The organism is Leucobacter viscericola (assembly GCF_011299575.1).
Classification (GTDB): Bacteria; Actinomycetota; Actinomycetes; order Actinomycetales; family Microbacteriaceae; genus Leucobacter; species Leucobacter viscericola.
Window position 1 is genome coordinate 2002548 of sequence record NZ_CP049863.1, and the last position, 15192, is coordinate 2017739.

At 63.5% G+C, this 15192-nt stretch carries 13 protein-coding genes and 1 pseudogene; 4 read left to right on the forward strand and 10 right to left on the reverse strand.

Annotated elements, in window-relative coordinates:
- Positions 1-44: 44 nt before the first annotated feature.
- Genes G7068_RS08890 through G7068_RS08905 form a run of 4 tightly spaced genes read right to left on the reverse strand, consistent with a single transcriptional unit; the run spans position 45 to position 3379 of the window.
- Positions 45-824 carry an ABC transporter permease gene (locus G7068_RS08890; RefSeq protein WP_244304408.1) on the reverse strand — a complete coding sequence of 260 codons (780 nt, stop codon included), beginning with the start codon at positions 822-824 and terminating at the stop codon, positions 45-47.
- Positions 821-1852, reverse strand: a complete 1032-nt coding sequence (locus tag G7068_RS08895) for an ABC transporter ATP-binding protein (RefSeq protein ID WP_166291254.1) — start codon at positions 1850-1852, stop codon at positions 821-823. The genes G7068_RS08890 and G7068_RS08895 overlap by 4 nt, the downstream gene beginning before the upstream one ends.
- Positions 1845-2492, reverse strand: a complete 648-nt coding sequence (locus tag G7068_RS08900; protein ID WP_166291256.1) for an ABC transporter permease — start codon at positions 2490-2492, stop codon at positions 1845-1847. The genes G7068_RS08895 and G7068_RS08900 overlap by 8 nt, the downstream gene beginning before the upstream one ends.
- A complete protein-coding gene (locus tag G7068_RS08905) occupies positions 2489-3379 on the reverse strand; it encodes an IclR family transcriptional regulator (RefSeq protein ID WP_166291258.1) in 891 nt (296 codons plus the stop codon). The genes G7068_RS08900 and G7068_RS08905 overlap by 4 nt, the downstream gene beginning before the upstream one ends.
- A 326-nt stretch (positions 3380-3705) precedes the next feature.
- On the opposite strand from G7068_RS08905, the gene G7068_RS08910 reads away from it, so the two are divergent.
- Entirely contained in the window at positions 3706-7362 is a 3657-nt protein-coding gene (locus tag G7068_RS08910; RefSeq protein ID WP_166291260.1) for a DUF7507 domain-containing protein, read from the forward strand.
- A gap of 75 nt (positions 7363-7437) precedes the next feature.
- Here the strand turns inward: G7068_RS08910 and G7068_RS08915 are convergent, their stop codons facing one another.
- Genes G7068_RS08915 through G7068_RS08925 form a run of 3 tightly spaced genes read right to left on the reverse strand, consistent with a single transcriptional unit; the run spans position 7438 to position 9828 of the window.
- Positions 7438-7884 (reverse strand): DUF2871 domain-containing protein, encoded by a 447-nt coding sequence (locus G7068_RS08915; RefSeq protein WP_166291262.1) that lies wholly within the window; start codon positions 7882-7884, stop codon positions 7438-7440.
- 41 nt (positions 7885-7925) lie between these two features.
- Positions 7926-8546, reverse strand: coding sequence for a response regulator (locus tag G7068_RS08920; RefSeq protein WP_166291264.1), 621 nt, complete (start codon positions 8544-8546; stop codon positions 7926-7928).
- Positions 8521-9828 (reverse strand): sensor histidine kinase, encoded by a 1308-nt coding sequence (locus tag G7068_RS08925; protein WP_244304410.1) that lies wholly within the window; start codon positions 9826-9828, stop codon positions 8521-8523. Before G7068_RS08925 ends, G7068_RS08920 begins: the two co-directional genes overlap by 26 nt.
- A gap of 192 nt (positions 9829-10020) precedes the next feature.
- Here G7068_RS08925 and G7068_RS08930 point away from each other — a divergent pair, with 192 nt between their 5' ends.
- Positions 10021-10290 (forward strand): antitoxin of toxin-antitoxin stability system, encoded by a 270-nt coding sequence (locus G7068_RS08930; RefSeq protein WP_166291266.1) that lies wholly within the window; start codon positions 10021-10023, stop codon positions 10288-10290.
- Between the two features lie 30 nt (positions 10291-10320).
- Positions 10321-10467 (forward strand): annotated as a pseudogene (locus G7068_RS16650) (type II toxin-antitoxin system RelE/ParE family toxin); the annotation flags it as partial.
- 4 nt (positions 10468-10471) lie between these two features.
- On the opposite strand, the gene G7068_RS08940 reads toward G7068_RS16650, so the two are convergent.
- Positions 10472-11023, reverse strand: a complete 552-nt coding sequence (locus tag G7068_RS08940; RefSeq protein WP_166291271.1) for a GNAT family N-acetyltransferase — start codon at positions 11021-11023, stop codon at positions 10472-10474.
- A gap of 40 nt (positions 11024-11063) precedes the next feature.
- Between G7068_RS08940 and G7068_RS08945 the strand changes: the two genes are divergently transcribed.
- Complete coding sequence (locus G7068_RS08945) at positions 11064-12620, forward strand: SDR family NAD(P)-dependent oxidoreductase (protein WP_166291273.1); 1557 nt, start codon at positions 11064-11066, stop codon at positions 12618-12620.
- Between the two features lie 491 nt (positions 12621-13111).
- On the opposite strand, the gene G7068_RS08950 is transcribed toward G7068_RS08945, so the two are convergent.
- Together G7068_RS08950 and G7068_RS08955 are read right to left on the reverse strand one after the other, a co-directional pair.
- Positions 13112-14338: a sugar ABC transporter permease gene (locus G7068_RS08950; RefSeq protein WP_166291275.1), complete on the reverse strand. Its 1227-nt coding sequence runs from the start codon at positions 14336-14338 to the stop codon at positions 13112-13114.
- On the reverse strand, positions 14338-15138 hold the full coding sequence (locus tag G7068_RS08955; protein ID WP_166291277.1) for an ATP-binding cassette domain-containing protein: 801 nt from the start codon (positions 15136-15138) through the stop codon (positions 14338-14340). The genes G7068_RS08950 and G7068_RS08955 overlap by 1 nt, the downstream gene beginning before the upstream one ends.
- Positions 15139-15192: the final 54 nt, after the last annotated feature.

Genomic DNA, 15192 nt, shown 5'->3' on the forward strand with positions numbered 1-15192 from the left:
CCTTTGTTTCTTGGGGAGAAAGGGAAATGAGGGGTGAGGATCAGCTAGATGCCCTTGGGGCGCAGCCTGGTTTCGATGAGGCCGGCGATCCAGTCGACCGCGAGGGCAAGTGCAATGGTGAGCAGGCTGCCGACCATCAAAATCGGCATGCGGTTGAGCACGATCCCGCGCTCGATCAGGTCGCCGAGCCCGCCCGCGTTGGTGTACGTGGCGAGCGTTGCGACACCGACGTTCAAGATGAGCGCGACCCGAATGCCCGCAAGCATCACCGGCACGGCGAGCGGCAGCTCGATGCGCCACAGGATGCGCATTGGCCCCATGCCCATGCCGCGCCCCGCGTCGATCACAAACGGATCAACCTGCTGTAACCCCACGAGGGTGTTGCGCAGCACGGGCAGCAGCGCGTAGAGCACAAGCGCGATGACGGCCTTGTCGAAGCCGACGCCGAAGAGCAGCGCGAGCAGCACCAGCACACCGATCGACGGGATCGCCTGGCCCGCGTTGGCGACGGCAAGAACGGCGGGGCGGATCGGCTTGGCCCACTTGCGGCTCAGCACAATGCCGAGCGGTACTCCGAGCAGCACAACCACCACGGTCGAGACGAGCACGAGGCGAATGTGCGCCCAGAACGCCGCGCTGATGGCCTCGGGTGCGAGGGCGCGAGCCTCGATGTCGTCGAGCGACGCGTTTGCGATGTAGACGAAGCAGCCGACCACAAGCAGCACCGCGATGCTGGGCAGCACCCAGATTGCATAGTTGACCGGCTTGCGCGGCGGTTTGATGCCGATCAGAGAGGTCGCCGGGGCGATGGTCTGGGCGGTCACGACGCGGCCACCGCTTCGCCCGCGCCAGCCGCAGAAGCACCGGCGCCAGCACCAGCACCGTCCGTCTCTGCCGTCGTCGCCAGCAGCATCTGCTGCACGGTGAAGCTGCCACCACCGCGCACCCGCACCGCCGAGGCCCCAGCGTTCAGCATGCGCTCAAGCGCCGCCGACACCGTTGTGGTGCTTTCAACGTCAACGAAGGGCACACCCGTAATGTCGCTGGGCGCGATCCCGAGCTCCCCAACCTTCAGCAGGTTGAGCCTGCGCACTGCGGCGCCCTCACCGATGAAGGTGCGCACGAAGTCGTCAGCGGGATTGCTCAAGATTTCGAGCGGTGAGGCGAACTGCGCGAGGCGTGATCCTTCCGCGAAAATAGCGACGCGGTCGGCGAGACGCAGCGCCTCGTCAATGTCGTGGGTCACAAAGACAATGGTTTTGCGGATGCGCTCCTGCAGCTGCAAGAACTCCTCCTGCAGACGATCGCGAGTGATCGGGTCGATCGCGCCGAAGGGCTCGTCCATCAGCATGACGGGCGGGTCTGCGGCGAGCGCGCGGGCAACTCCAATGCGCTGCTGCTGACCGCCCGAGAGCTGCTTGGGGTAGCGCTTGCGAAAGACTTTGGGATCGAGCCCGACGAGATCGAGCAACTCAGTGACGCGATCCGCGATCCGCTTCTTATCCCAGCCGAGCATGCCCGGCACGAGGCCGATGTTCTGCTCGATCGTCATGTGCGGCAGCAGGCCAACCTGCTGAATCACGTAGCCGATGTGGCGGCGCAGCTCGTTAGGGTCGCCGTGGGTGACGTCTTTGCCGTCGATCCAGATGGTGCCGCTTGTGGGTTCAACGAGCCGGTTGATCATGCGGAGTGTGGTGGTCTTGCCGCAGCCCGAGGGGCCAACGAGGCAGACGAACTCGCCCTCCTTGATCTCGAGGTTGAGCGGCGCGACGGCGAGCGTGTCGGATCCGTCGTAGCGCTTCGTCACGTTTTCGAGGCGGATCATGGGTTTGGTGGTGGGAGTGTTAGACATTGAGACCTCGCGAGGTGGTGATGCGGCCAATAAGAATGAAGAGCACGTCGAGCACACCGGCGACCAGCACAATGCCAACAACACCCGCGAGTGCCTCGTTGAGTGCGTTCGCCCCGCCGATGCGCGACAGCCCTGTGAAGATGAGTTCGCCGAGCCCGGGCCCGCGAACTGCTGCGCCGATCGCGGCAGTGGCGACGACCATAATCGTGGCGACACGAATGCCGTTCAGGATCACGGGCCACGCCAGGGGCAGCTTGACCCGTGCAAGCCGGCGCACGCTGCCCATTCCCATACCCTGCGCCGCGTCGATGAGGCCGGGGCTGACACCCTCTAGCCCCGTGACCGCGTTACGCAGAATCGGGTACATCGCGTAGATGGTCAGGGCGAGGATCGTGGGCGCGACGCCGAGCCCAAACAGCGGGATCATCAACCCGAACAGCGCAAACGACGGAATGGTGAGCAGCGTGCTGGTAATCGAGAGCACTACTCGACGCAGCGCCGGGAACCGCTCTGTTCCAACGGCGAGCAACAGGCTCAGCACCGCCGCGATGGAGACCGCGATCAACACAACTTCCACGTGCTGCATGAATAGGTGAGCGATGCGGTTCCAGTTCGTCGCAATGTAGTCAATAAAGCTCATGAGGCACTCCTCCTCTCTGGCCGGGCCGGGCCCACGCCTTCGTTATCGATGGTGAATTGCGCGCCGCGCTGTGCGGACGCGGGTGACGAGACGGCGCTGCTGAGGTAGACGGCGGCTCGGTGGATCATGCGCGACAGATCGGCGACCCGGTCGGCGATGCGAAAAGTGGGGGCCGACACGTTGATGGCGGCGACGATACGACCGTGCACGTCGCGGATCGGCGCGGCGATCGCTGCCAGGCCTTCCTCGTGCTCGTCAACCGTGACGGCGAAGCCCTGATCCCGCGCCTGCCGCACCCGCTCGATAGTCTCTTCGGCCGTGCGGGGCAGGTTGGATCCGCGGTGGGCCTGATCGTAGTGCCCGGGTTCTGACGGCTGCGCCTGCAGCTCCGACAGTTCCGTCTGCGCGAAAATGGTGCGGATCTCTTCGTCACTATCGTCGATCATCAGGGCACGGCCCGAAGAGGTGCCGAGAATGGGAACCGCGCGGCCGATCCACCCCACCGTGCCGATGGCGCGCTGCGGACCCTCGGTGTGAATGGTCAGCACCTCGTCTTGGCGGCGAATCGACAGGTGCACCCGCTCCCCGGTCTGGCGCCCGATCTGCCGCATGACCGCGGGCGCGAACAGCAGTAGACGCTGGTCACCGGCGCGGGCGGCAATGGTGAAAACGCGCCAGCCGAGCACGTGGCCACCGTCGGCGTTCTTCTCGACGAGGCCGAGCTCGATGAGGCTCTTGAGCTGGCGGGAGACGCTCGACTTGTCGCGCCCAATCGCGCGGGCGATGGCCGAGACCGAGTGCCCGCCGCGTTCGCCGTCGCTCGGCTCGGCGAGCGCTTCGAGCACCGCGACGGTGCGAGCAGCGGATGTATCTTCGTTGATGACCACGATCGCGAGGCTAGCCCAGGCGATGCGCTCTCAACAATTCGTCGTTGCAGTGGGTGCAACGGTCTGGGGGTTGGGGCGTTGCTTTCTGCCTGCTGGAGTTAGCGCGATCACTGAGCCAAGCTCGGTCACACGTACCTGAAGCCTCGAATTACATCAGTACCCCACGGAGATTCGAGCTCGCCCGTACTGATCTTGAGCCGCAGCCCACACTGTAAATCGAAGAACCGCCTATGCGCGTGGTTTCCGCTGAAAGAATGAACATCGGCGCAAATTCTGACCGGTCATACGGTCGCACGGGGGTGCACTGCGCCTCGAACCTTTGGGGGATGGAACTTACAGTTATGACTCAGCGCGCACAGAAATCAGCTACTCGCTCGAAGCGCACGCACAGCTCGCGAGGTATTCGCGCGGCCTTCGCGGCAACGGTCGCGCTGCTCGTCGGACTCGTACCGTTTTTCGGGGTTACTGCGGCGCAGGCGGCACCGGGTGGAACACTCACCTCGGTTTCGCTTGAGGTGCTCTACGACGGCCATTCGGCGCCCGGGCTCGATGAAGATCCCAACAACGGGATAGTCGCCACAAACGACACCGTCGGTTTTAGCTGGAAGATTCGCGGAACCGATCTGAGTGACGCGACCTTCGAGCAGACTCTTCCTGAGGGATGGAGCTGGGATCCCACCACCCTCGCACTCGTCAATTCCTCCTCCTCGGTGTATCGCTCGACGGGTGTCATCAGCGAGGATGGCCGCACCCTCACGGCCACAGTGTCGACACTGATACCTGGCAACCCCGCACTCTTCGAAATGGGTGCGCTGCGCGCGATTCCCTCCTCTTCCGCTCCCAACGGCAGCGTGTACTCCCCCACGATGCTCGCGACCGATGGCAACGGCACGCAGACGGCCACCGCTTACGACATTGAGGTTGTCAGCGAACCGCGAACCGAGCTGTGGAAGACAGATCTGAAGAATTCGACGCCAACAACGTTTCACAACTTCAACGACGGCAAGGGCTCAGTCCAAGCGCGCTACCTTGACTACCGTCTGAGCCTCAAGCAGGCCGAGGATCAGTTTGCCATCGGCGCCTCCGACGCTCAGATCGCTCAGCCCGCCGTGCTGCGTGACACCTTCACTGTCACCGGCGCGAACCCGAGCGCCGAGTTCGTAGGTGAGGTTGTCGGCAAGTCTGAACCAGGCGCGCAGGCCACGATTAACCAGAGCGGCAACACCATGGCTGTGACGCTGGACGGCTTCACTGAGATTCCCTCCGCCTGGGTCGATGTTCGACTCTGGGTTCGCCTCACTGACCTTCCCGTCAACGGAAGCGATCTGACGGTGAAGAACACGGTCGCTCCCGATTCAGTTCTGAAGTCTGCCTCGGGTGAGGCTTTCTACGTCAACACTGACAACACCAGCGTCACCCGCACCATCAAACGTCCGGGAGATTCCAAGAGCAAGACGATCCTGAAGGGCATCTACCTCTTCAGCGATCAGAAGGTAGCCGGCAACGTAACAGCGGACCCTATTTCGCAGAGCAACCTCGTGCCGATCACAAGCGGCACCGGGCTGACCGATCAGGATCGCGAGGTCGCACCGGGCAGCCTGGTTGTCTCCCGTTTCCTCATGAACGCGTCCTCCTCTGATTCAATGTCGGACGGCATGACGCATCCCGTTGCCTATGACTTCTGGGATCCGACACAGCAGCAGATCCTTGATGGACGCAGCATCTACGTGGGCCAGAACTTCGGTTCCACTTCGCTCAGTCCAAGCCTGTACACCGTGAAGTACACCACCGGCTCAAACTCTGCCTCTCCCGAATCAAACCTGTGGTTTGACTCGATCGCAGAGGCGGGCGGGGTTTCGCGGGTCTCAGGCATCCGAGTCGAGTACACCGGCAACGAGGGGGTCTGGAAGAGGGGTGAGTCCTACACGAGCGCGTACTTCACGGTCGGCGTTCCGTACAAGATCGTGGCACCGGTCACAACCAAGGTCGAGGATCGCGCGGTCTTTATCTACGACGAAGAGCCCAAGGGCACCTCAATAAGCCAGTACGTGATCGTCGGCAGCTACCGCATCTCAACCGAGGTGAAGGCGAGCAGCAGCTCGATCTCGAGCGGCGCCAACGTGAATTACACGGTGAAGCCGGTCATGACGCCACCGCCGGGCGCCGAATACACCGCGACCATGCAAGACCTGGTCGTTGATGTCGCGCTGCCAGCGGGTCTTGTTGAGGTGCGTCTCGACGACGCCCCAGCGGGCTGGACACAGACCACGAGTGGCACTCCCGAGTCGGGTATGACCCTGCACTACGCGTACGACGGCGAGTGGGACACCACCATGACCCTGCCGACGTTTACATACAGCGTCACCTCCTCCTTCTTTGCCCCCACCTCGAAGACACTCGTCACCACGGCAGTCATCAGCGCAAACGGAACACTCCAGACCCCTGACACCCGCACGAGCACCGACACGGTCACCGTGCAGCAAACCCAGAGCGTGTCTGGCCAGAAGATCGTTCTCAGCCCCCAGCCGCTTCAGCCGGGTGACACCGCTGAATGGGAGGCTCGCTGGTACAACACCACCACGAGCAGCCAAGGTAAGTCCTACTTTGTTGACGTGCTCCCGTTCGACGGCGACCCGCGTGGCAGCTCCTTTGCCGGAACTCTGCAGCCGACGGAAGCCCACTTCACCGGGCTGACCTCGGGTGATCTGCAGCTGCAGTACACGACGGCTCCATCCGCCGCGGTCTACGCCGCGAGCCCCGACGACGACTCCTTCGACTGGGTCGACACCGACGGCACCGATCTTGGCAGCGTGAGCGGAATCACCGCGCTTCGTGTTGTCGTTGGCGACTTTGCGGCGACCACAGCGGGCTACATCGGTCTCTACGTCGCAGCGGATCTCGACGGCGCACAGACCAGCGACGAGCTCGTCAACAACGTCAACACCTGGCTTGGAGTCGACGGCCTGCTCGGCAAGTCGAACCCCGCGCAGATTGACTACGTTGCATCTTCAATCAGCGGATCCGTCTGGAAGCAGGATCAGCTCGCCCGCTTAGCGATTGGGCAGAGCCCCATCCCGAGCGCAACCGTCACCCTGTTCAATGAGAACGATGTGGAGCTCGGCACCACCACCACATCCGCCGACGGCAGCTACTCCTTCACTGGTCTGCGCGACGGCGTCTATCGGACGACGGTCGACACCTCGACCCTTGGCGCAACCGCGAGCGAGCACCTGGTCAACATCGAGGACTTCGACGGTGACCTCAACAGCGACTCCGGTCTGCTCACCCTCGGGGTTGCAGAGAATCTAACCGATGTCGACTTCGGGTACCGCTTCGACCCGGTCTCCATCTCGATCGAGAAGTCGGGCAGCGTGAAGGAGTCGCCGGTCGCGGGCGACCTTGTCACCTGGACCTTCACGGTCACCAATTCGGGTCAGGTTGCGCTGAACGGCGTTGAGATTCAGGATCAGCTGGCCGGTCTGTCTACCATTACGTTCGGCGAGTGGCCCGACCAGCCCGGCAATCTTGCCCCGGGTGAGAGCGTGACCGCCACCGCGACCTCGGCACTGACCGCGGCGCAGCTCAGTGCCGAAACGCTGACCAACACCGCGACCGCGAGCGGGCAGGGGCCCGCGAGCACCGTTGCCAACTCGACCGAGGCGACCGCAACCGTAACGTGGAAGAAGCCCGGCGAGACCGGCAACGGCGGTAATAACGGCGGCACCGGCGGCGGGAACAACAGTAATGGCGGTTCAGGCGGCACCAACGGCTCGGGCGGCGGCACCTCAACGGGTGGCGGCAGCAACGGCTCTGGATCCGGAGCTACACCCGAACCCAGCACCGACGCCGCGGGCGCGGGCCTCGCCACAACCGGCGGACGGCTCGCCGCGGGCGCGCTGATCCTGAGCGCACTTCTGCTCACGGGTGGTGCGGTGCTCTTCGCTACCAGGATCCGCCGCAGGGCCACCACCCTCAGCGAATAACGCGGAATCGCACCACTGCCTGCGGGGCAGCGTCTCTCACTGAGACGCTGCCCCGCAGGCATTTATCGAGAAGGCTTAGGCGGCCACCGCCTGCGGCACCACCGCAGCAGAACTCCGCACTACTGCGCGGCGCAGCGCAACAAACAGCACGATCAGGCCCGCCGTTACGAGCATGTGCCCGAGTCCCGCGATCCCCGCGATCATCGCGGACGATTCCAGGCCAAGCACGGTCAGGCTTCCGTGCACGATGAGCATCGCCGAGGTGAGGATCACGCCGGAGTTGTACAGCCAGAAGAACCAGCGAAACAGCTTCGGGCTATCCGAAATGGTGAACACCTTCTCAAACAGCAGCACGATCAGCAGCACTACAAAGCCGAGAATCAGCAGGTGGGTGTGGGCAAGGCCGAGCTGGGTGAACTGCCCCTCAGGAAAGCCGTTGAGCTTCGTGAACTCGCGGTAGAACAGGCCGGAGAGCACCCCGGCGAGCATGTAGATGAACGAGGCGTAGAGCAGTTTCTTCACGAGAAAACCTTTCGGGTGGGTGGTCAGAAAAACAACGGGGCTCAGATGAACCCGGTCTCTTGGGCGACGTGGATGGCCCGTGAGCGGCCATCGACGCCGAGCTTGGTAAAGATGTGGGCGAGATGGCTTTTCACAGTCGCGTCACTCACGAACAGGGCGAGGGCGATCTCCTTGTTGGTGGATCCCGTGGCGAGCAATCGCAGCACCTCTACCTCTCGCTCAGTGAGCTTCGGCAGTGGATTGCGCATGCCCTGGATGACGCGTGACGCCAGCTCGGGCGCAAGAATCACGTCGCCCGCGGCGGCCCGGTGAATGCCCTCGACGATCGCCTGCGGTGCAACATCCTTGAGAAGGTAGCCCGCGGCTCCGGCCTCAATGGCCCCGAGAATCTCGGCGTCTCGATCAAAGGTGGTCAGGATCAGCACGGCCGGTGCGGAATCAAGCTGTCGCAGCATCGCGGTCGTCTGGATACCGTCAAGGCCTTCCCCGAGCCGCAGATCGCACAGCACAACGTCGGGACGAAGGTGCTCCGCGAGCGTCACCGCTTCCTCGCCGGTCGCGGCCTCGCCAACCACGCGAAGGCCCTCCGCGTTCTCAAGCACCGCCCGCAGACCGCTTCGCACGACGGGATGGTCGTCAACTAGCAGCACCGTGATGCTCATGGGGTCTCCTCTGCTTGGGTCTGATCCTGCGCGAGCCGTGTGCTCCCCGGTCGAAGTGGCAGGTACACCGAGACGGTGGTTCCCTCACCGGGCGCGCTCTCAATGTCGAGCCCGCCCCGAGCTCACGCAGTCGCGCCCGAATGAAACGCAGGCCATAGCTCGAGGACTCTGCGTCGCTTGGTTGCTCCCAGGCGGCAACATCGAATCCCGCACCGTCGTCGGCAATGTTGAGGCGCACTGCGCCGCCAGACTCGGTGAGGCTCACAACGACTCGGCTTGCCGCGGCGTGCTGGCGCACGTTGCCCAGTGCAGACTGTGCCGTGCGCAGCAGTGCCACCTCAACGTCAGTCGCTAGCTGTGGCAGGGCCTCATCAACGTGCAGCTCAACCGCGAGGCCGGTATCTGCGTGCGCCCGATCGAGCATGCGCTGCAGCGCGGCGGCGAGCGCGTCATTCTCGAGCTCAGCGGGGGCGAGTTCGGCGACGATCCTGCGCACATCAGTAAGGCACTCACCCGCCAGGGCCTCAAGCTGCGCGAGTGTGCGCGCAGCCGCGGGGTCATCGCTGCGGTCTCCCCCGGCGTGCGCGAGAAGCCGGATCGACGAGAGGCCCTGGGCAACGGTGTCGTGAATGTCTCGCGAGATTCTCGTTCGCTCGATGGTCGCTCCCGACTCTCGCTGCGCCCGCGCAAGCTCGTCTTGCAACTCCGCCATCTCTTGTTGGGCGTGGGTGAGTGAGGCCACAAGGCGCTCACGCTCTTCGGCATCGCGCAGTAGTTGCAGGTACCCGCGCGATATGCCGTAGGCAAACACCCCGCCGACGAGCGGACCGAATATGTTCGCGTAGCTTGTGCTGCCGTGGTGCAGGATCGGGGCAACAATCACCACGGCAAGCACAACCGCCGAAAATACGAGTCCCCACCTGACGCTCAGCAGGTGCCCCGCGAGCAGCCAGAGCAAAAATGCCAGCCACACGAACTCCGCGGAGACGGCAACGGCGGCGATCCAAATCGCGGCGAAGCCGATGAGCCACCAGGTGATCACCCTTCGCGAGTCAGTCTTTGACGGCAGAAGCGCGCCTGCGGTGTGCCAGGCGAGAATCGCGATGCCAGAGATGACCGCCGCCGCAACCGGCACCCCATCGGCCGCGGCTCGAACTACCCCGACCGTCGTCAAGACCACGGCGATAGCGTGCTGCCCGATTTCCATTGCCCGCACCGCCGCCTGCTGCGCGGCCGGTGCCGCGAGGTCGGAGTGCTTCAGCGGTGCGTTGACGAGGCTCATGCGTCAATTCTCGCTGCTGGGGTTTGGCGGGTCATGCAGATAACTCAATCAGGATCCTCGCGGCCGTTCATCGAGCACACGGCTGAATTGAATATCACCCAAATGGGGGATGTGGTTGGGGGCCGGTGCCCGAACTCTAAAAAAGTACTAACGTTGGTCATACTTTGTATACTTCTGAACGTTGGAGGCATCATGAGCAAAAGTGCGGTATTCACGATGAAGCTAGAGCAGGATCTGCGCGACGAGTTCATTGCCGCGGCGCAGGCAGAGCATCGCCCCGCTTCGCAGGTCGCGCGAGAACTCATGCGCGAGTACATCACCCGCCAGCGAGACGAGCGTGAATATCAGGCCTTCCTGGCGGGGAAAGTGGGAGCCGCTCGTGCTTCTCTCCGGGCAGGTCATGGCATAGCGAATGACGACGTTGAGACGGAGTTCGCCCGCCGTCGCGCGGCCGGTCAGTGAAGGTGCTGTGGAGCCCAGGAGCACGCTACACACCCTCAGCTGGCTCGCCCCGGAATGATCCCCGGAACCAGGGAGCTCTTTCCTGTCAAGCAATACCGTTTGGTTTACGAAACCACCAAGGACAAGATCTGGGTTCTAGCTATTGTGCATACATCTCAGCGGTGGCCAGCGCCCTAAAGCCTCAGGCTGTTTCGTCGCGCAGATCGAGCGCATAGAAGAGTTTGTCGTAGCGGTCCTCGCCAAACGCAACGAAGCGAGGCAGCAGGCCGTAGCGGGTGAAGCCCAGCGATTCGTAAAGCGCCATCGCGCGCACATTGTCCCCGCGCAGGTCTAGGGTCACCACTTCAACGCGCGCATCGCGAGCCGCCTGCAGCAACTCCAGCATGATGCGCCGGCCGATCCTGCGCCCCTGAGCAGCGGGATCAACAGCGACCTTTTCAATGTCGACGTGTGGGTTGTGTGTCGGCCGCTCGTAACGGATCCAGTAGCTGAGCCCGAGTAAGCGGCCTCGATCCCAAGCTGCAACCAGGCACGCGTTGCTCTGCTTCGAGGCTGCGACGACCCCACGAAGCAGGTCTTCCACCTCTTCTGCGGGCGGCGGCTCCACCCATCCGATTGCTGCGCCGTTCTTGACGAGCGTTTGCAAGAGTGTCGCCGCCTGCGCGAAGAAGTCCTCTGTCAGATCCGCCGATTGCAGGCGAGTGATTTCGACGGTGATGTGCGCTTCGCTCATAGCTCCATCTTCACACTTTCGACCGCGTAGAATTGGCCCAATGAGCGAAACCCCGGTAGGCAGCATCGACCCCGCCGAACTCGCCACCGCGCTGCGCGTGATCGCCTCAGCGCACGAGTTGCCCACAGATCACCCCGACTTTCTGGCTGTGCGCGAGGCGACCTCCTCGATGTTCAAGGCGGTCAAACAGGGCCGCCGCCGCCGCAATCGCGAGGCCGTGGCCGACGCCGACCGTGCCGTCATCGCGGCGACTGCAACCGGCGCACCAGATCGCATCGACGATGAGACGCGCGGGATCCCCCTCGCCACCTCCACGGATGCCCCGATCGCGGGCGAGCTGATCAAGCCCCGCAACTGCTACATCTGCAAACAGCCCTACACGCGCGTCGACGCGTTTTACCATCAGCTCTGCCCCGAGTGCGCGAAGTTCAGCCACGGCAAGCGGAACGCCAGCGCCGACCTCACCGGCAAGCGCGCGCTGCTCACGGGTGGTCGCGCCAAGATCGGCATGCACATCGCACTCCGGCTGCTGCGTGACGGGGCGCACACCACCATCACCACGCGCTTTCCGCGCGATGCCGCGCGCCGGTTCGCGTCCCTGCCCGATTCCGCAGACTGGCTCGGTCGGCTTCGCATCGTCGGCATTGACCTGCGGGATCCCGCGCAGGTGCTCTCGCTTGCCGACTCTGTCGCGGCGCAGGGTCCGCTCGACATCCTGATTAACAACGCCGCGCAGACCGTGCGCCGCTCGCCGGGCTCTTACTCGCTACTCGCGGACTCGGAGTTGCAGCCGCTGCCCGACGGTCCCTTGCCCGAGATCGAGGTGCTGGGGTCCGCGGTGCAGTTGCACCCGCAGTCGCTGGAGGCGTCAGTGAGTGGGGTGGGGATCGCGGACGCTGTTGCAGCCCCTGGTGCCGCTGGGCCCGTTGGCGCACCCGGCAGACTCGGTGCCCTCACCGGCACGATCGCGGAAGGCCTGGCCGAGGGCCTCGCTCAGAACCTCTCCGCGCGTGAACTCAGCGCCCTGGCGATGACCCCCGGATCCTCGTCGCTCACCAAACACGCTGACGGTACCGCGATCGATGCGGGCGGGCTCGTGCCCGACATGAACCACAGCAACAGCTGGGTGCAGCACGTGCAAGAGGTGGATCCACTCGAAATGCTCGAGGTGCAGCTCTGCAACACAACCGCGCCGTTTTTGCTGATCAGCCGCCTGCGCGCCGCCATGGTCGCGTCACCCGCGCGCCGCACCTACATCGTGAACGTTTCGGCGATGGAGGGGCAGTTCGGGCGGCGGTACAAGGGACCCGGACACCCACACACGAACATGGCGAAGGCCGCGCTCAACATGCTCACGCGCACCAGCGCGCAGGAGATGTTTGAGACGGACGGGATCCTGATGACCGCGGTCGACACCGGTTGGATTACCGACGAGCGGCCCCATTTCACGAAGGTGCGCTTGGCCGAGGAGGGCTTCCACGCGCCACTCGACCTGGTCGATGGGGCCGCCCGGGTATACGACCCGATCGTGCGCGGCGAGGCAGGCGAGGATCTCTACGGCCACTTCTTGAAGGACTACCGGCCGAGCCCCTGGTGATGATGAGGTGGGCGCCGGTGAGCCTCTTACAGCCTCTTCGCTGTCAAAGGATGCTTGGTACACCCGCTTGCTGATCGTTTCATGCAGATCTGCGTTCTAGCCTCTGCGCTCGGAGAGTATCGTTCGAAACCTAACGCAACGTAGCGTTAGAGAAAGCGGGGTTCCCTGGTGCACCGCACAGTAACGAGGACCGGATGGCTGCTAATCGCGCTTGTAGCGTTACTCGTCACGATTGGCACCGGCACCTTAATCTGGGCCGCAGTTGCCTCCCCCTGGGGAGCTGAATCCACCGAGCGTGTTCTCCCGATTGTCCTATGGACCAACTCCGCAGCTGTCGCCATCGGGCTTGGTCGCGTTCTCTGGAACTACTCTCATCCCCGAAACAAGGAGTGAATGTCGTCAGAAACTCTTACCTAGAACACAAACGTTGGTGGCAGCCATTGGGCTACCACCAACGTTTGTGTTTAGAGGTGTCGTGGCGGTCGCCGCTATCAACCACTACCGCTGCTCTTACGCGCCTTCCGAGAGAGCGAGTCGATCGTCACCGCGAGCACCAGCACCCCGCCCGTCACCATGTAGCGGACGTATGCATCGACCCCAATGAGGTTGAGGCCACTCGTGATCGACTGCAGAACAAGCATGCCGAACAGTGCCGAGTACACGGAACCGCGCCCGCCGAAGAGGCTCGTGCCACCGATCACCGCCGCGGCGATCGCCATCAGGTTTGTGTCCGTACCACCGCTGGTCTGGCTGACCGACTGCAGGCGAGCAGCCGCAAGCACACCACCGAGCGCGGCAAACACCGAGCACATCGCGAAGACCGAGATGTAGATGCGGTCGACGTTGATGCCCGCGCGACGAGCCGCCTCTTGATTCCCGCCGACGGCGTACACGTGCCGCCCCCAGGTCGTGCGGCGCAGCAAGAAGTCCATTCCGATGATGACGGCCACCCACAGCAGCGGCATGGCACCGATGCCGCGATCAAGGTTGAGATACCAGGCGACGAGCGCCACAGCCGCGATCAGCACGACCGCCCTGATGACGGCCGAGCGCACACTCGGCGCCGACAGGTTCGCGGCGGCGCGTCGTTTGATGCTGCGCAGTCTCGCCAAGAAGTAGAGAGCACCGATTACTATCGCCAGTGCGTAGGAAGCCCAGGGTGGAAGGAACGTGAAGTTCGCGAAGGCGATGAGCGGTGAATCGCCCGGCAGGTTGATCGTGCCGTTTTTACCCAGCGTCAACAGTTGCAGGCCAAGGAAGGCGAGCAGACCAGCCAGGGTAATCACGAAGCTTGGCACCCCGAATCTCGTACAGAGCACCCCGTAAAGCATGCCGATGACAAGTCCGGTGCACAGCGCGGCAAGGATGGCAACTGAAAGCGGCAACCCCACATAGACGAGCAGCACTGCAAGCACGGCACCCGATAGCCCCGACACCGAGCCAACGGAGAGGTCGATCTCGCCGAGCAGCAGCACGAGCACAATGCCGATTGAGATCATGCCGATGGTGGCGGAATCAAGGCTCAGCTGGACGAGGTTGCGGGATGACAGAAAGCGGTTATTCATCGCGTAGAAGACGATCCAAATGACGATCAGCCCCACAACAACGGGGATCATGCCGAGGTCACCGGATCGCAGACGGCGAACCAGATTGCCAAAGAGAGCTCGGGGAGAAGAGTCGTCGATGAGTCGTTCATCGGTGCGGTCGGCGAAACTCATCAGGATTCCTCTGTCTTCCGTTTTGACGCGGCAACGCTGGCATCCCGTGCCTGGCGCGCGGCGACCACGTTGTCGGAGGCGCCGGTGATCGCTACGACGAGCTGCTCGGTTGTGGCCTCATCAATATCAAACTGCGCGGCGTTTCGCCCCAGCCTCAGTACGTAAATGCGATCGGCGACGGCCTGAACATCAGCCATGTTGTGCGAGATCACGACGACGCCGAGGCCAGACTCCCGGAGACGCTCGATGAGGTTGAGCACCTCGGCAGTTTGAGCGACGCCAAGCGCCGCGGTCGGTTCGTCAAGCAGTACGACCTTGGGAGAGCCAACCAGACTGCGTGCGATTGCGACGGTTTGGCGCTGTCCGCCCGAGAGCGAGGCGACCGCGATCCTAACCGAGGGGATCTTCGCAGACAGCTGATGCAGCAGCTCCCAGCTGCGCGCCTCCATTGCCTCTTCGTCAAGGACCCCGGTCCGGGTCTTCTCCTGGCCGAGAAAGAGGTTGGCGACAACATCGAGATTGTCGGCGAGTGCGAGATCTTGAAAGACCGTGGCGATGCCGAGCGACTGGGCGGCTCTTGGTCCCGAGATCTCTACTAGCTGACCGTCCACCTCAATGGTGCCGGCGTCGGGTCCGTATACGCCCGAGATGATCTTGACGAGGGTGGACTTGCCTGCGCCGTTGTCGCCGACGAGGGCTACCACTTCGCCCGGATCAACGTCGAAATTGATCTCAGTAAGGGCCTGAACGGCACCAAATCGTTTACCGATGCCGCGCAGAGAGAGTACAGGTTGGGTCATGGAAAGTTCCTTGGGCGGGCTGGATTGAGCGGAGCGGAGCGGCCGACAGCCGCC